Here is a 16,924-nt window from a genome sequence, read left to right as displayed (position 1 = left end):
GGTGGTGCTCCGCAGGCCCCCTCGGGGCCTGCGGAGCAGCGGGCCTCAGCCGACGACGACCTCGGTGACGGCGTCGGTCGCGGGCTGGGCGGCGGCGACCTTCTTGCGCGGCTTCTTCTTCGCGGCCGCCTCCATCCGCGCGGGGTCCAGGATGTTCGCGAGGAACTTCCCGGTGTGGCTCTCCGGGATGCCGGCGATGAGCTCGGGCGTGCCCTCGCCGACGACGGTGCCGCCGCGGAAGCCGCCCTCGGGACCCATGTCGATCAGCCAGTCGGCACTCTTGATCACGTCGAGGTTGTGCTCGATGACGATGACCGAGTTGCCCTTGTCGACCAGGCCCTGGATGACCAGCAGCAGCTTGCGGATGTCCTCGAAGTGCAGCCCGGTGGTCGGCTCGTCCAGGACGTAGATCGTGCGCCCGTTGGACCGCTTCTGCAGCTCGCTGGCGAGCTTGACCCGCTGGGCCTCGCCGCCGGAGAGGGTGGTGGCCGGCTGGCCGAGCCGGACGTAGCCCAGCCCGACCTCGGTCAGCGTGGTCAGGTACCGGGCGATGCTGTTGATCGGCGCGAAGAACTCCGCCGCCTCCTCGATGGGCATGTCGAGGACCTCGGCGACCGTCTTGCCCTTGTAGCGGACCTCGAGGGTCTCCCGGTTGAACCGGGCGCCCTTGCAGACCTCGCAGGGCACGTACACGTCGGGCAGGAAGTTCATCTCGATCTTCAGCGTCCCGTCGCCGGAGCACGCCTCGCAGCGGCCGCCCTTGACGTTGAAGCTGAACCGGCCGGGCTGGTAGCCGCGGACCTTGGCCTCCTCCGTGGAGGCGAACAGCTTGCGGATCGCGTCCCAGACGCCGGTGTAGGTCGCCGGGTTCGACCGCGGTGTGCGGCCGATCGGCGACTGGTCGACGCCCACGACCTTGTCCAGCTGCTCGAGGCCGGTGATGGTGCGGTGCCGGCCGGGGACCATGCGGGCGCGGTTGAGCTGGTTGGCCAGCACGGTGTAGAGGATGTCGTTGACCAGGCTGGACTTGCCCGACCCGGACACCCCGGTGACGGCGACCAGCATGCCCAGCGGGAAGGTGACGTCCACCCCGCGCAGGTTGTGCTCGCGGGCGCCCTTGACCACCAGCTCACGGCCCGGCGTGCGGGGTCGGCGCTGGGCCGGGATGACGATCTCCTTGCGACCGGACAGGTACTGGCCGGTGAGGGACCGCTCGCTGGCCAGCAGGTCCTCGTAGGTGCCCGAGACGACGACCTCGCCGCCGTGCTCGCCGGCCCCGGGACCGATGTCGACGATCCAGTCGGCCTGCTTGATGGTGTCCTCGTCGTGCTCGACGACGATCAGGGTGTTGCCCATGTCGCGCAGCCGGACCAGGGTCTCGATCAGCCGGACGTTGTCCCGCTGGTGCAGCCCGATGGAGGGCTCGTCGAGCACGTAGAGCACCCCGACCAGGCCAGAGCCGATCTGGGTGGCCAGCCGGATCCGCTGGGCCTCGCCGCCGGCCAGGGTCGCCGCGGGTCGGTCCAGGGAGAGGTAGTCCAGCCCCACGGAGACCAGGAACGAGAGCCGGGCCTGGATCTCCTTGAGCACGCGGTCGGCGATGGCCCGCTCGCGCTCGCCCAGCGTCAGGGCGGCCAGCCACTCGGACGCGTCGCCGATGGACAGGCCGGTGACCTCGGCGATCGACCGGCCGTCGAGCTTGACCGCCAGGATCTCGGGCTTCAGCCGGGTGCCGTGGCAGACCGGGCAGGGCACGTCGCGCATGTAGCCCTCGTACTTGTCCCGCATGAACTCGGAGTCGGTGTCCTCGTGCCGACGCTCCAGGAACGGCAGGACGCCCTCGAAGGCGGCGTAGTAGCTGCGCTCGCGGCCGTACCGGTTCTTGTAGCGGACGTGCACCTGCTCGGGGGAACCGTGCAGCACGGCCTTCTGCACCTTGGCCGGCAGCTTCTCCCACGGGTCCTTCATGGAGAAGCCGAGCTGGTCGGCGAGACCGCCGAGCAGCCGGGTGAAGTACTCATTGCTCATCGAGCCGGCCCAGGGCGCGATCGCGCCGTCGCCCAGGCTCTTCTCCGGGTCGGGCACGACCAGGTCGGGGTCGACCTCCTTGCGGGTGCCGATGCCGGTGCACTCGGCGCAGGCGCCGAACGGGGAGTTGAAGGAGAAGGAGCGAGGCTCCAGCGCCTCGAAGCTCAGGCCGTCGTCGATGCAGGCCAGGTGCTCGGAGTAGGTGCGCTCGCGGCCCGGGTCGTCCTCGTCGAGGTCGACGAAGTCCAGGAGCACCAGGCCGCCGGCCAGGCCCAGCGCGGTCTCGACCGAGTCGGTGAGCCGGCGCTTGGCGCTCTCCTTGACGGTGAGCCGGTCGACGATCACCTCGATCGTGTGCTTCTCCTGCTTCTTGAGCTTGGGCGGCTCGGTGAGGGAGTGCACGGTGCCGTCGACGCGCACGCGGGAGAAGCCCTGCGTCTGCAGCGAGGAGAAGAGGTCGACGTACTCGCCCTTGCGGGCGCGGATGACGGGGGCGAGCACCTGGAAGCGGGTGCCCTCGGTCATCTCCAGCACCTGGTCGACGATCTGCTGCGGGGTCTGCCGGGCGATCGGCTTGCCGCAGTTGGGGCAGTGCGGCTGGCCGGCGCGGGCGTAGAGGAGGCGCAGGTAGTCGTAGACCTCGGTGATCGTGCCTACGGTCGACCGGGGGTTGCGGTTGGTCGACTTCTGGTCGATGGACACCGCCGGGGACAGGCCCTCGATGAAGTCGACGTCTGGCTTGTCCATCTGGCCCAGGAACTGGCGGGCGTAGGCCGACAGCGACTCGACGTAGCGGCGCTGGCCCTCGGCGAAGATCGTGTCGAAGGCGAGGCTGGACTTGCCCGAGCCGGACAGCCCGGTGAACACGATCATCGCGTCCCGGGGCAGGTCCAGGTGGACGTCCTTGAGGTTGTGCTCGCGGGCGCCGCGGACGACGAGCCGGTCCATAGGGGTCCCTGTCTGTGTGGTCGCTGTCGGGGGGCGCAGCCGGAGCTGCCGTGCTGGCGCGGGCGAGGGCTCAGCCCGGGCCGGCGGGGTCGAAGACGGGGGCGTGCCGGCGCCAGGGATCGCGGCGCTCCAGCTCTGCCGCGAGCCAGAGTAGTCGCGTCTCGGCACCCGGGGGGCCGACGAACTGGACCGCCAGCGGGGTCCCACCGACCCGTCGCCCCGCCGGTAGGACAAGGGCCGGGAGGCCCGCCATGTTCCAGGCCGAGGTCCACGGCGCCCACCGCGCGTTGGCCGTCACGTTGGCCAGCCAGCCGCGTTCGTGCCAGGGCCGGGCGGCCAGCGGCGGGCCGGTGACGACCGGGGTGAGCAGCACGTCGACACCCGGGTCGGCGGACTCCGCCGAGCCGGCGAACCAGGCCGTCGACCGCTCCCGGAACGCCGCGGCGGTCGCCGGCCGGACCAGCCCGAGCCGGCGCACCAGCCGGCCCAGCCGGGCATGGGTGCGCGTCCGCGGTTCCAGGGCGTGCCGGTCGGCACCCAGGTGCTCGGCGTCGTCGGCGGCGCCGGCCACCCAACGGGCCAGGACGGCGAGCGCGGCCGCCGTCGGCACCGGCGGGTCCCGTCGGACGACGGTGTGGCCCAGGGCGCGCAGCTGCTCGACGACCGCCTCGACCGCGGCCCGGCCCTCGGCGTCCAGGCGGGTGCCGGGCACCGGGGACCGGGTGGAGACGGCGACCACCAGCGCGGCCCCGTCGTCGTCGACGGGCTCGGCGACCACGCCGTCGGCGAGCACCGCGTGCGCCACCGCCAGGTCGGCCACCGTGGTGGCCAGGGCGCCGTTCTCGGCCATGCCCGACCAGGAGTCGGCGCCGAGCCCGGCCGGCACCACCCCCGTCCCGGGCTTGAGGGTGACCAGCCCGCAGGCGGCGGCGGGCAGCCGGAGGGACCCCATGCCGTCGTTGCCGTGCGCCAGCGGCACCCCGCCGGAGGCCACGGCCGCGGCGCTCCCGCCCGACGAGCCGGCCGGCGACAGCGCGGTGTCCCACGGGTTGCGGGTGACCGTGCCGGGGCCGTCGGTGGCGGCGAACACGCAGAGCTCGGGCACCCGGGTGACCCCGACGACGACAGCACCGGCGGCCCGCAGCCGGGCGACCACGGGGTGGTCGGCCGGAGCGCCCACGGCCGGTGCCGCAGCGGTGCCGTCGGTCGCCGTCTCCCCCGCCACGGCCACGTTGTCCTTGACCGCCACCGGCACGCCGGCCAACGGCAGGCGCGCGCGGTCGGGCCGGGCGTCGACCTCGGCCGCCTCGGCCAGCGCCGCGTCGTGCCGGAGCACCCGGTAGGCACCGATCCGGGCCTCGACCGCGTCGATGTGCGCGAGGTGCGCCCGGACCACCTCGACAGCGCTCAGCTCGCCGCTGCGGACCCGGGCGGCGAGCTCGGTAGCGGGCAGCCCGACCAGCTGCCGGACGGGCTGCCCGGCGTCCGCGGGACCGGCCGTGGCAGAGGTGGCGTCCATGCGGTCGAACCTAGACGGGGGGTCCGACAATCCGCCGGGCCACCGACCGGCGCCCGGTCCGGCGGCCCCTCGACGTCCGCTACTCCTGCTGACCGCCCGCCGCGTCGTTAGCCTGGGCCGGCCCGCCGCACCGCCCGACCAGGAGGACTCCATGACCAGCGACTACACCGGCGACGTCGAGGTCGGCGGGCCCGCGCAGACCCGCGACCTGGGCGCGCTGACCGTCACCAAGCTCGCGGTCAGCGAGATGGCCAACAACGCCTACCTGCTCACCTGCACCGCCACCGGGGACGGCGTCCTGGTCGACGCCGCGGCCGAGCCCGACGCGCTGCGCGACCTGGTCGGCGACACCCGGCTGACCGCCGTGGTCACCACGCACGGCCACTGGGACCACCACCGCGCGCTGCCCGAGGTCGTCGCCGCCAGCGGTGCCGCGACCATGGCCCACCCGGCGGACGCGGCCGACCTGCCCGTGCCGGTCAGCCACCCCGTCGACCACGGCGACACGGTGGCCGTCGGCGACCAGGTGCTCGACGTCGTCCACCTGCGCGGGCACACCCCGGGCTCCATCGCCCTGGTCTGGCGCGGCGGCGAGGCCGGCACCCACGTGTTCACCGGCGACAGCCTCTTCCCCGGCGGCGTCGGCAACACGCAGAAGGACCCGGCGCGCTTCGCCCAGCTGCTGGACGACGTCGAGGCCCGGCTGTTCGGCACGCTGCCCGACGAGACCTGGGTCTACCCCGGGCACGGCAAGGACACCACCATCGGCGCCGAGCGCCCCCACCTCCCGGAGTGGCGCGAGCGCGGCTGGTGAACCGAGGCCGGGGCCGGCCGACGCCGGCCCCGGTCCGGCCTCAGCTGCGGTGCTGCAGGTACCAGTCGATGAGCGCCTTCGTGGAGGAGTCCTGGGACTCCAGCGCCGCGGCGTCGCCGGTGAGCGCCGGGGCGATCTGCAGCGCCAGCTGCTTGCCCAGCTCCACGCCCCACTGGTCGAAGCTGTCGATGCCCCACACCGCGCCCTGGGTGAAGGTGATGTGCTCGTAGAGCGCGATCAGCTGGCCGAGCACCGACGGGGTCAGCGACGGCGCCATGATCGAGGTGGTCGGCCGGTTGCCCGAGAACACCCGCGCCTGGACGACGTCCTCCGCGGTGCCCTCGGCCCGCACCTCCTCGGCGGTCTTGCCGAAGGCCAGCGCCTTGGTCTGGGCGAAGAAGTTCGCCATGAACAGCGCGTGCACGTCGGTGCCGCCGTCGGACAGCGGGTGCTGCGGCGTGGCGAAGGCCAGGAAGTCCGCCGGGATCAGCCGGGTGCCCTGGTGGATCAGCTGGTAGAACGCGTGCTGGCCGTTGGTGCCGGGCTCGCCCCAGAACACCTCGCCGGTGTCGGTGGTGACCGCCTCGCCGTCCCAGCGCACGGACTTGCCGTTGCTCTCCATCGTCAGCTGCTGCAGGTAGGCCGGGAACCGGTGCAGGTACTGGCTGTAGGGCAGCACCGCGTGGGTCTGCGCGCCCAGGAAGTTGACGTACCAGACGTTCAGCAGGCCCATCAGCAGCGGCACGTTGCGCTCGAGCGGGGTGGTGCGGGCGTGCTCGTCGACGGCGTGGAAGCCGGCCAGGAACTCGGCGAACCGCTCCGGCCCGATGGCCACGGCCAGCGAGGTCCCGATGGCCGAGTCGACCGAGTACCGGCCGCCCACCCAGTCCCAGAAGCCGAAGGCGTTCTCGGTGTCGATGCCGAAGTCGGCCACCTTCTCCAGCGCGGTGGAGACGGCGACGAAGTGTTTGGCGACGGCGGACCGGCGGGCCTCGTCGGCGTCCTCGACCGCGAGCCCGTCCCACAGCCACTGCCGGGCCAGCCGGGCGTTGGTCAGCGTCTCCAGCGTGCCGAAGGTCTTGGACGCCACGATGAACAGAGTGGTGGCCGGGTCCAGGTCCTTCGTGGTCTCGTCCAGGTCGGTCGGGTCGATGTTGGACACGAACCGGCAGGTCAGTCCGTCATGCACGTAGGCCTGCAGGGCCTCGTAGGCCATCACCGGGCCCAGGTCGGACCCGCCGATGCCGATGTTCACCACGGTCTCGATCCGCTGGCCGGTGACCCCGGTCCACTCCCCCGACCGGACCTTCTCCGCGAACGCGTAGACCTTGGCCAGCTCGGCCTGCACGTCGGCGTCGACGTCCTGGCCGTCGACGGTCAGCGGGTCCAGCCCGGCCGGCCGGCGCAGCGCGGTGTGCAGCACCGCCCGGTCCTCGGTGACGTTGATGTGCTCCCCGGCGAACATCGCCCGCAGCCGGTCCTGGACGCCGGTCTGCTCGGCCAGCTGGCGGAGCAGGTGCAGCGTCTCGTCGGTGACCAGGTTCTTCGACAGGTCGACGTGCAGGTCGGCGACGTCCAGGGTGAGCCGCTCGGCCCGGCCCGGGTCGGCGGCGAACCAGCCGCGCAGGTCGGGGGTCTGGGCGTCGCCGTGCGCCCCCAGCGCCGACCAGGCGGCGGTCGTGGTCGGGTCGTGCGAGGCGGCAGCCACGTCAGCTCCAGGGGGATCGGGGATCGTCGTCCCCGACGCTAGGGCAGGCCGGGATCAGCCGCGCGCGCGGCCGGAGCCCGACGCCGACCCGCGGCCGCCGGTGGCCGTGCGGAGGTCGCGCTGGATCTGCCGCAGCAGCTTCAGCTGCTCGTCCACGTCGGCGGCGAGCTCCTCCTGCTCCTCGTGCGTGAAGTCGTCGTGGGTGCGGATCACCACCGCCGCGATCCGCCCGACGATGACGCCGATGCCGATGATCCCGGCGAACATCGTGAGCACCGCGATGACCCGGCCCGGGATCGTGGCCGGGGACAGGTCCCCGTACCCCACGGTCGTGGTGGTCACGAAGGCCCACCACACCGAGTCGCCGAACCCCCAGTGCTCCAGCCGGCTGACGCCCACCGCCGAGGCCAGCACCGCGCCCAGGTACACCCCGATCGCCGACGGCGTGCGGTTGGCGCACGCGATCAGCCCGTCCACCATGCGGGTCATCCCGTTCCTCCTCATCCCTGGTACCCCTGCCGCATGTCCTCGACGACGAGCGGCTGGTCCAACGTGCTGGGCTCCAGGTCCTGGGGGGCGCGGTCGGGCGGGAAGACCCCCGCCGCGGCCAGCACGGCCTCGTCCAGGAACCGGGTCGCGGGGTGCCGGGCCGACAGCGCCAGCGGGGGGGCCGCGTCGCCGGCCTGGGCCAGCACGAACCCCCAGTCCCCGAAGCTGGGCACGTCGACGTGGTACGGCGTCCCGGCCAGCCCGGCGGCGTCCAGCGTGCTGGCCGTGCGCCAGAACGCGGCCGGGGTGGAGTACGGGCTGCCGGCCTGCACCGCCACCAGTCCCCCGGGCGCCAGCACGCTGCCGACCAGCCCGTAGAACTCCACGGAGTACAGCCGGCCCAGCGCCGGGGTGTCCGGGTCGGGCATGTCGACGACGACCGCGTCGAAGGCGCCGCCCGGCGGATCGCGCAGCCAGGTGAACGCATCGGCGACCTCGACGTCCACCCGCGGGTCGTCCAGGGCGTGCGCGTTGAGGTCGCCCAGCCGGGTGCGGGCCAGGTCGAGGACGACGGGGTCCAGCTCCACCTGCACGATCTCCTCGATCGACGGGTGGCGCAGCAGCTCGCGGGCGGCCAGCCCGTCCCCGCCGCCCAGCACCAGCACCCGGCGGGGGTCGCGGGCCAGCACCGGGTGCACCAGGGACTCGGTGTACCGGTGCTCGTCGACGCTGGAGAACTGCAGGTCGCCGTCCAGGTACAGCCGGACGTCGTCCCCGCGCTGGGTGACCACGACGTCCTGGTAGGACGACCGCTCGGCGGCGACCACCGGGTCGTCGTAGAGCCGCTGCCGGGCGTCGACCTCGATGTCGCGGGCCTGCACGAGCAGCACCCCGAGCAGGGCGGCCGCGGCCAGCAGCGCGGCGGTGGCCGAGCGGCGGGCGCGTGGTCCGAGCTGGGTGCGCAGCAGGACCCCGGCGACGACCGCGGCGGCGACCAGGTTGACCAGCCCGGTGAGCGCCGCGCCGCGCACCTGGCCGGCCAGCGGCAGCAGCAGGAACGGCCAGGCCAGCCCGCCCAGCAGCGCGCCCGCGTAGTCGGCGGCGTTCAGGTCGGCGAGGATGCGGCCGCTGCCCTCGGCGTCCACGCCGTCGCTGCCGCGCTGCAGCAGCGTCATCAGCAGCGGCACCTCGGCGCCGACCAGGACACCGATGAACGCGGTGGCCACCACCAGGACCCAGCCGCTGGCCCCGTAGAAGCTGAACGTCACGTAGAGGGTGACGGCGGACAGCCCGCCCACCACGCCGAGCAGGATCTCCACCGCCACGAACGTGGCCGCCGCGTGCCCGAGGAACGGCTTGACCAGCAGCGCCCCGGCGCCGAGCGCGGCGACGAAGCCGGCCACGATCAGCGAGGTCTGGGTGATCCCCCCGCCGGCGAGCGACGCGGACAGGGTGAGCAGGACGAGCTCGTAGACCAGCCCGCAGGCCGCGCAGACGGCGACCGCGGCCAGCAGCAGCGGCCGGTACCAGCGGACCCGCCGCGCCGTCGCCTGCTCGAGCACCGCCACCGGGTCAGGACAGGGCGGCGGCGTTGACCACGCCGATCGCGAGCAGGCTCGCCGCCACCGCCCAGGCCGCGCCGCTCATCCGCTCCTCGTCCACGATCGCCCGTAGGTGCCCGGGCACGAAGGCGTCGAGCACGCGCAGCGCGACGGCCTGCAGCACGACCCCGAGGACGCCGTAGACCGCGGAGTCCACCAGGCCCTGCAGCAGCGAGTCGGAGCTGGTCATGATCGCGGTGACCACGATGACGGCGAGCGCCAGGTGGTTGGCGGCCAGCAGGATCGCCGCGTTGGGCTTGCGGTCGGTGTAGACCTGCCGGCGCAGGTTGCCCGGGGTGAGCAGGTCCAGGGCCAGGAAGCCGAGCCCGAGCACGGCGACGCCGACCACGAAGTACAGCAGCGTGGCCACGACCCCGTCGCCGAGCTCGCTGCCGTCCAGGGTTCCGAAGGTCACGGGGCGCTCCAGGGCTGGGGGGTCGGGTGAGGGGTGGGGCTGGGGGTCACTTGCCGTCTCCGGGGCCGCCGTCGCCGCCGCCGGACGCGGGCGAGCCGGGGCGGAAGCCGGTGCCGAGGTAGGAGTAGTAGCCGCGGCTGTACCGGCCGTCGACGTCCTCGACGCGGACGGTGCTGCCCGAGGTCGACGCCGTCACGATCACGATGTCGTCGTCGTAGCGCAGGTACTCCGCACCCCCGTCGCTCTGCCGCGCGGCGGGCTTCGCCGCGGCGGCGATGTCGGCGCTGGTGGTGCCGACCGGGTCGGGCGAGGAGAAGCTCTCGCCGTCGCCGTCCCGGCCGGTGGAGCTGTAGGTGTCCCGGATGAAGTCCGTCGGGCTGCCCGAGCCGCAGCCGGTCAGCAGCAGGAGGGCGGCGAGCACGGCGGGGACGAGGCGTCGGGCGGTCATGCCGGGCTCCAGTCGCTGTGGGTGGTGACCAGGTCGCCGACCGGGCCGCCGGGGTACAGGTGCCAGGTCGTCCAGGTCCAGCCGGTCGCGGTGGCCGCACCGGTCACCGCGGTCAGGGCGGCGTCGTGGCCCGGGAACGCGGCGCACAGGCGGTCGGGGTGGCCGGCCGCCCACCCCCGCAGGCCGGCGGCACGGCGGTCCAGCTCGGCGGAGGTCAGCTGCTCGACGGTGGCGGTGAACCGGTACCCCGGACGCTCCGCCCGGGCCGGCAAGGGGTCACCGCCGGACCCGACCGCGTCGCAGGACACCTGCTCGGTGGTGCTGCGCCCACCGACGGACGCCGTGGCCACGTGGGAGGCACCGAGCACACCCAGCTCCAGCCGCCCGCCGTGCCGGCCGTGCAGCACCACGGCGGCCAGCGCCGGCGGCGCGGGGGCGTCGAGCACCAGACCCAGGGCGGCCGCGGCGACGTCCCGGGTGGGCACGGCCAGCTCCAGGGCGGTCACGAGCCGGGCTGGGCGTGGTAGACCGTCAGCTCCGCCGGCGTGACCCGGCGTCCGGTGGAGACCTCCCACGACTGGGTCGGCGCCCACTTCTCGAACGCCAGCAGCCCGGTCCTGTCCCGGCTCGCGTAGTCGGCGTACTCGACCGTGCCGGTCGGCGGGGTGCCGGTGGTGCCCTCGGAGCGGAACTCCGCCCGGCCGCGCTCGACCTGCCGGTGCACGACGTCGCCCACCACCACGTCGCCGTCCGGGGTGAGCCCGCTGCCCTCCAGCCGCTGCCACAGGGTCAGCTCGAGGTCGCCCTCGTCGTCCTCCACGGTCAGCCAGCGGCGGCCGGTGGAGCCGTCGAGCAGGTGCTCGTACCAGCTCATGCCGCCCTCGGTGAGGGTGATCGTGCCGCGGACGACGTGGTCGATGCCGGCGTAGGTGATCACGTCGGCGGGGCCGATCCGCATCGGGTCCCAGGTGTCGGGCTGCCCGGCGAGCGGGTCCACCCGGCCCGGGGCGGGACGGCGGGTCCGGCGGTTGCGCAGCACGAGGGCCACGACCACACCGACCAGGACGAGCACGGCCAGGACGAGCAGCAGCTCGGTCACCTACGGAACCTCCCGGTACTGGACGGCGGTCCGGTGGAAGGTATCGGGCGGTCCCCCGGCGCGCTCAGCGGGGTCACAGCGGCCGCACGGCCGGCCTCAGGCCTGCGCGACCGCCCGCGGCTCCTGCTCCTCGACGGCCTCCGGCGCCGGCTCCGACCCCGCCGGCAGCGCGGCGGCCGACGAGTTCTGCGGGGTCGGCAGCCAGCGCCCCCACCAGCGCAGCACGTGCGCCAACCGGGCCCGCCGGTGGCGCGGCCGCCCCGACCGGGACAGCTCGTGGCCCTCGCCGGGGAACAGCAGCAGCTCGGTGTGCACGCCGCGCCGCTTGAGCTCGACGAACAGCCGGGTGCCCTGCTCCAGGGGGCAGCGCCAGTCCTCCTCGGAGTGGATCACCAGGGTCGGGGTGGTGATCTGGTGCGCGCCGGCCATCGCCGACTGGGCCGCGATCCGCTCGGGGTCGGTGCCGAGGTACTGGTCGGCGAAGAAGAACCCGATGTCCGAGGACCCCACGAAGCTGACCGGGTCGTTGAACGCCCGCTCGCTGATCGCGGCGGCGAACCGCTGGGTGCGGCCGACCAGCAGGGTGGTCATGTAGCCGCCGTAGGAGCCGCCCATGACGCCGACCCGGGAGTCGTCGAGCTCCGGCTCCTGCAGGGCCTCGTCGAGGAACGCGAGGACGTCGTCGGCGTCCAGCTCGCCGAACCGCTCCTTGACCACGCGGCCGTGCTCCTGGCCGTAGCCGGAGGACCCCCGCGGGTTGCACTGCAGGACGGCGTAGCCGGCCGACACGTAGGCCTGGGTCTCGTCCAGCAGCGACCAGCCGTACTGGCTGAACGGCCCGCCGTGCACGGTGAGCAGGACCGGGTGCGGGCCGGGGCCGTCGGGGACGGTGATCCAGCCGTGCACCGGGTAGCCGTCCGGCGCGGTCGCGGTCTTCTCCCGCATCCGGTGCAGCCGGCCGGTGGCCTGCAGCGGGGCGCCGAAGCCGGTCAGCAGCCGGCGGCGCCCCGGGGTGATGGCGACCAGCTCGCCGGCGGACCGGTCGTGGGCCACCGTGCCGACGACGACGCCGCCGCCCACCCCGATCCCGCGGACGGTGTACGGGCCGTCGACCAGGGCCTCCGGCTCGCCGCCGGCCAGCGGCACCCGGACCAGCTCGACGGCGCCCTGCCGCTGCACGGCCACGAACGCGTTGCCGTCGGCCACCACGACCCGGCCGAAGTCGTGGCCCAGGTCGTTGCGCTCGGCGTCCAGCAGCGGCTGCGGGTGGCCGCCGGCTGCCTCGACCCGGCACAGCGTGGTGTTCCGGCCGACGAAGTCCAGGCCGTCGGGCCCGAGGTCGGGCTGGGCGGCCAGGTAGAGGGTGCGGCCCTCCAGGTCGTCGGGGTCGTAGGTGGGGGCCGAGCAGGACGAGCGGGACTCGGTGACCCGGCGCAGGTGTGACCCGTCGGGCCGGCAGGCGTAGAGGTCGGTGACCAGGTCGCGGTCGGCGCGGGGGTGCCGGGCGGAGACGAAGACCAGCTCGGTGCCGGCCGGGTGCCACGCCACGTCGCTGTCGTCGTGGTCCCCGGACGTCACCTGCACCGGGTCGGCCAGCGGCGCTGCGTCGTCCGCGGCGTCGGTGGGTAGGTCCAGCACGAAGACGTGCCGCCGCCGGTCAACGGTGAAGCCCAGGTCGTCGGACCGGTACTGCAGGGTGGTGATCAGCCGGGGTTCCTCGGCGTCGGGGCCGACCCCCTCGGCCGTGCCGTAGCGGCCCTCCTCGGGCACCCGGGCGGTGTAGGCGATCCGCCGCGAGTCCGGCGACCAGACCGGTGACCCGGCGCCCAGCGGGTGGTCGGTGAGCCGGCGGGCCTCGCCGCCGGCGGTGGGCAGCAGGTGCAGCTGCGGCTTGCCGCCGCTCTCCGCGCCCAGGAAGGCCAGCCACCGACCGTCCGGGGAGAACACCGGCGCAGAGTCCCGGTGGCCGTGGGTGAGCGGGCGGGCCGGCGCCGACGCGTCGGTGGGCACCGCCCAGAGCTGGCTGCGGTACTCGTCGGCCACCAGGTCCAGCCGGGTCACCGCGACCACGGCGGTCGACCCGTCCGGGGACACCGTGGCGGCGCCGGGGGTGCGCAGGGACGCGAGGTCGTCAGGCCGCATGGGCGCTGACGCTAGTCGAGCGGGCGCAGCCGGATGTGCTGAGCACCGCTAACGTCCCGCGCATGACGCGTGTGCTGTTCGCCGGAGGGTCCGTCGTCGACGGGACGGGGGCGCCCGCCGCGCCGGCCGACGTCCTGGTGGCCGACGGCCGCGTGGTGGACGTCGGCACCGGCCTGGACGGCGACGAGGTCGTCGACTGCACCGGGACGACGGTGCTGCCGGGTCTCTTCGACTGCCACGTGCACGTGCTGATGAGCGGCGTGGACACCCTGCGGCAGCTGCAGACGCCCTACAGCCAGGTCTACTTCGAGGCCGTCCCCAACCTGCGCCGGACGCTGGCGCTGGGCATCACGTCGGTCCGCGACGCCGCGGGGGCCGACCTGGGCGTGGCCGAGTCGGTGCGGTCGGGGCTGGTCCGCGGTCCGCGCATGCAGATCTCGTTGGCGATGATCAGCCAGACCGGTGGGCACGCCGACGACTGGCACGTCTGCGGCGCCGAGACACCCCTGCTGCCGCCGACGCCGGGCCGGCCCAGCGGGATCTGCGACGGCCCCGACGAGGTGCGCCGCGTCGTCCGGACGCTGGTGCGGGCCGGGGCCGACGTGCTCAAGGTGGCCACCAGCGGCGGCGTGCTGTCCCCGCGGGACGACCCGCGGCACCCGCACTTCCGGCCCGCCGAGCTCGCGGTGCTGGTCGAGGAGGCCACGGCCGCGGGGCTGACCGTGATGGCGCACGCCCAGGGCGCCGAGGGCATCAAGAACGCCGTGCGGGCCGGCATCCGGTCCATCGAGCACGGCATCTTCCTCGACGACGAGGCGATCGAGCTGATGCTCGAGCACGGCACCTGGCTGGTCCCGACGCTGTCCGCGCCGCGGGCGGTGCTGGCCGCGGTCGCCGCCGGGGCGTCCCTCCCCCGGGCCGTCGTGGACAAGGCGATCGCCGTGCAGGCCCAGCACGACGAGTCGGTGTCCCGGGCGCACCAGGCCGGGGTGCGGATCGCCATGGGCACCGACTCCGGCGTCGGGCCGCACGGGGAGAACCTGGGCGAGCTGCAGCTGATGGCCGACCGCGGCATGTCGGTCGAGGACGTCTGGCACGCCACGACGCTGTCCGCGGCCCGGCTGCTGCGGGTCGACGACGAGCTGGGCTCGCTGCAGCCGGGCAAGCGGGCCGACGTCGTGGTGCTGGACGGCGACGCGGCCGACCTGTCGGGGCTGGCCGGCCGCGTGCGCGAGGTGTGGGTCGACGGCGAGCAGGTCGTCGCCGGCGGCCGGGTCGCCGACCCGGCCGCCTGAGGCTCAGTCCTCCGCGCGGGCCCGGGCGGCGCGGTTCTCGGCCTCGAGGGACGCGCTGTGCTCACCGGGCTCGCCGGTGGGCTGGCCCTCCGGGTCGATTCCGGTGCCCTCGGCCGGGGCGAGCTGGCCCCGGGTCTTGAGCAGCGAGGCCACCGTGGCGATGACCAGCACGCCGAGGATGACCGCCAGCGACAACCAGATCGGGATCTCGGGGACGGCCTCGATCGGCTCGCCGCCGTTGATGAACGGCAGCGAGTTCTCGTGGACCGCCTCGAGCACGAGCTTGACCCCGATGAAGGCCAGGATGACCGCCAGGCCGTAGGACAGGTAGACCAGCCGCTTGAGCAGCCCGCCGAGCAGGAAGTACAGCTGGCGCAGGCCCATCAGGGCGAAGACGTTCGCGGTGAAGACGATGAACGCCTCGCGGGTGAGCCCGAAGATGGCCGGGATCGAGTCCAGCGCGAAGAGCAGGTCGGTGGTGCCCAGGGCGAGGAAGACCACGATCATCGGCGTCCAGAGCTTCTTGCCGCCCTTCTCGACGCGGATCCTGTTGCCGTGGAAGTCCGCCGTCATCGGCAGGACCTTCTTCAGCCGCCGGATGAGGGCGTTCTCCTCGTAGTCCTCGTCCTCGCCGTGGTTCCGGACCAGGTTGACGGCGGTGTAGACCAGGAACGCGCCGAAGATGTAGAAGACCCAGGTGAAGCGCTCGATCACCGCGGCGCCGAGCAGGATGAAGATGCCGCGCAGGACCAGCGCGATGATGATCCCGACCATCAGGACCTCTTGCTGCAGCTTCCTGGGCACCTTGAAGCGGGCCATGATGATCACGAAGACGAAGAGGTTGTCCACCGACAGCGAGTACTCGGTGAGCCAGCCCGCGTAGAACTGCGTGGCGAAGTCACCGTTGGTGACCGCCAGCAGCACCAGGCCGAAGACCAGGGCCAGCGCGATGTAGAAGGTCACCCAGATGCTGGCCTCGCGCACCGAGGGCTCGTGCGGGCGTCGGGCGACGAGCGCGAGGTCGGCGAGCAGCAGGACCGTGAGTGCGATGAACGTGCCGACTTCGAACCAGACCGGGAGCTCCACGTCGGCCCACACTACGGGCGGACCTGTGCGTCCGCCCTGCGCCGACGGGGGTGTCCTCGGCCACGCCCGGGGACGCAGCGAGCCCCGCCGGACCAGGTCCGGCGGGGCTCGCGGTGCGGTGGTGCGGTGGTGCGGGTGGTTCAGGCGTCGCGCTCGGTCACGCTCGCGGTGCGACCGCTGGCCGGCGCGTCGCCCCGGGCGCCGGCCGGGCTGCCGTCGCGGTTGCCCGGGCCCTCGGCGTGCAGACCGTCGCGGCCGGCACCCTTGTCCTCCACTCCGGTCGGGCTGGCGTGCCCAGCCTCGGCGTCCTTCTTGTTCTTCCGCAGGCTGAGCACCGTGGTGACGATCAGCGTGAGCAGGATGACCAGCAGGGACAGCCATGTCGGGATCTCCGGGACCACGGTGACGTGCTCGCCGCCGTTGACGAACGGCAGCTCGTTGGTCTGCAGCGCGTGGATGACCAGCTTGATGCCGATGAAGCCCAGGATCACGGCCAGGCCGTAGGCCAGGTAGACCAGGCGGTCCAGCAGGCCGTCGATGAGGAAGAAGAGCTGGCGCAGGCCCAGCAGCGAGAACGCGTTGGCAGCGAAGACCAGGTAGGTCTCCTGGGTCAGGCCGAAGATGGCCGGGATCGAGTCGACGGCGAAGATGATGTCGGCGGTGCCGATGGCGATCAGCGCGATCATCAGCGGGGTGATGAAGCGCTTGCCGTCGATCTTCGTCGTCATCTTGTCCGAGTGGTACTCGTCCGTGGTCGGCAGGACCTTGCGGACGAGCTTGAGGATCCCGTTCTCCTTGAACTCCTCCTCGTCGTCGTGGCCGCCGCTGCGGGCCTGGACGACGGCGGTGTAGATCAGGATCGCGCCGAAGAGGTAGAAGACCCAGCTGTAGTTCTCGATGGCCGCGGCGCCGATGAAGATGAAGATGGTGCGCAGGACCAGCGCGAAGGCGATGCCGAACAGCAGCACCTTCTGCTGCAGCTCACGCGGCACGCCGAAGCTGGCCATGATCAGCACGAAGACGAACAGGTTGTCGACGGACAGCGCCTTCTCGGTCACGTAGCCGGCGAAGTACTCACCGCCGAAGGTGCCGCCGGCGAAGACGAGCACGCCGAGGCCGAACAGGATGGCGATGCCGACGTAGACAGCCGACCAGGTGGCCGACTCCTTCAGCGAGGGGGCGTGCGGCGTGCGCACGTGGCCGACGAAGTCGAACACGATCATGGCGAGGATCGCGGCGACGGTCACGGCCCATACCCAGATGGGGACGTCCAAGGGTGGTTCCTCCGGTGTTCTGCTGACGGGCACCGGAGGTCTCTCCCGCTGACCCCGG

General features: G+C 73.4%; 14 protein-coding genes. 2 read left to right on the top strand and 12 right to left on the bottom strand.

The window, feature by feature from the left end:
* Positions 1 to 45: 45 nt before the first annotated feature.
* Together uvrA and LFA75_RS20270 are read right to left on the bottom strand one after the other, a co-directional pair.
* Positions 46 to 2,976, bottom strand: a complete 2,931-nt coding sequence (uvrA, locus tag LFA75_RS20275; protein ID WP_225235398.1) for an excinuclease ABC subunit UvrA — start codon at positions 2,974 to 2,976, stop codon at positions 46 to 48.
* A gap of 70 nt (positions 2,977 to 3,046) precedes the next feature.
* A complete protein-coding gene (locus tag LFA75_RS20270; RefSeq protein WP_225235397.1) occupies positions 3,047 to 4,495 on the bottom strand; it encodes an amidase in 1,449 nt (482 codons plus the stop codon).
* 151 nt (positions 4,496 to 4,646) lie between these two features.
* Between LFA75_RS20270 and LFA75_RS20265 the strand changes: the two genes are divergently transcribed.
* Entirely contained in the window at positions 4,647 to 5,309 is a 663-nt protein-coding gene (locus LFA75_RS20265; RefSeq protein WP_225235396.1) for an MBL fold metallo-hydrolase, read from the top strand.
* Between the two features lie 40 nt (positions 5,310 to 5,349).
* Here the strand turns inward: LFA75_RS20265 and pgi are convergent, their stop codons facing one another.
* The 8 genes from pgi to LFA75_RS20225 form a co-directional block, all read right to left on the bottom strand.
* The gene (gene pgi, locus LFA75_RS20260) at positions 5,350 to 7,017 is read right to left on the bottom strand and encodes a glucose-6-phosphate isomerase (protein ID WP_225235395.1); all 1,668 of its coding nucleotides are present in this window, start codon (positions 7,015 to 7,017) and stop codon (positions 5,350 to 5,352) included.
* A gap of 54 nt (positions 7,018 to 7,071) precedes the next feature.
* Entirely contained in the window at positions 7,072 to 7,506 is a 435-nt protein-coding gene (locus LFA75_RS20255; protein WP_225235394.1) for a potassium channel family protein, read from the bottom strand.
* 11 nt (positions 7,507 to 7,517) lie between these two features.
* Positions 7,518 to 9,074, bottom strand: a complete 1,557-nt coding sequence (locus LFA75_RS20250; RefSeq protein ID WP_225235393.1) for a polyamine aminopropyltransferase — start codon at positions 9,072 to 9,074, stop codon at positions 7,518 to 7,520.
* Between the two features lie 4 nt (positions 9,075 to 9,078).
* Positions 9,079 to 9,522: a DUF350 domain-containing protein gene (locus tag LFA75_RS20245; protein ID WP_225235392.1), complete on the bottom strand. Its 444-nt coding sequence runs from the start codon at positions 9,520 to 9,522 to the stop codon at positions 9,079 to 9,081.
* Positions 9,523 to 9,568: 46 nt separating this feature from the next.
* Positions 9,569 to 9,970, bottom strand: a complete 402-nt coding sequence (locus LFA75_RS20240; protein ID WP_225235391.1) for a DUF4247 domain-containing protein — start codon at positions 9,968 to 9,970, stop codon at positions 9,569 to 9,571.
* A complete protein-coding gene (locus LFA75_RS20235) occupies positions 9,967 to 10,476 on the bottom strand; it encodes a DUF2617 family protein (RefSeq protein WP_225235390.1) in 510 nt (169 codons plus the stop codon). Before LFA75_RS20235 ends, LFA75_RS20240 begins: the two co-directional genes overlap by 4 nt.
* Positions 10,473 to 11,069 (bottom strand): DUF4178 domain-containing protein, encoded by a 597-nt coding sequence (locus tag LFA75_RS20230; protein ID WP_225235389.1) that lies wholly within the window; start codon positions 11,067 to 11,069, stop codon positions 10,473 to 10,475. The genes LFA75_RS20235 and LFA75_RS20230 overlap by 4 nt, the downstream gene beginning before the upstream one ends.
* Before the next feature lie 96 nt (positions 11,070 to 11,165).
* Entirely contained in the window at positions 11,166 to 13,211 is a 2,046-nt protein-coding gene (locus LFA75_RS20225; protein ID WP_225235388.1) for a S9 family peptidase, read from the bottom strand.
* A gap of 62 nt (positions 13,212 to 13,273) precedes the next feature.
* Between LFA75_RS20225 and LFA75_RS20220 the strand changes: the two genes are divergently transcribed.
* Entirely contained in the window at positions 13,274 to 14,506 is a 1,233-nt protein-coding gene (locus LFA75_RS20220; protein ID WP_225235387.1) for a metal-dependent hydrolase family protein, read from the top strand.
* A 3-nt stretch (positions 14,507 to 14,509) separates the two neighbouring features.
* Here LFA75_RS20220 and LFA75_RS20215 read toward each other — a convergent pair whose 3' ends face one another.
* Both LFA75_RS20215 and LFA75_RS20210 read right to left on the bottom strand, forming a co-directional pair.
* Complete coding sequence (locus LFA75_RS20215) at positions 14,510 to 15,592, bottom strand: TerC family protein (RefSeq protein ID WP_225235386.1); 1,083 nt, start codon at positions 15,590 to 15,592, stop codon at positions 14,510 to 14,512.
* A 140-nt stretch (positions 15,593 to 15,732) separates the two neighbouring features.
* Positions 15,733 to 16,866, bottom strand: coding sequence for a TerC family protein (locus tag LFA75_RS20210; RefSeq protein ID WP_225235385.1), 1,134 nt, complete (start codon positions 16,864 to 16,866; stop codon positions 15,733 to 15,735).
* Between the last annotated feature and the right edge of the window lie 58 nt (positions 16,867 to 16,924).

Origin of the sequence: Klenkia terrae, from assembly GCF_900491935.1 — a bacterium.
GTDB lineage: Bacteria > Actinomycetota > Actinomycetes > Mycobacteriales > Geodermatophilaceae > Klenkia > Klenkia terrae.
This window is presented reverse-complemented; position numbering and strand designations above follow the sequence as displayed.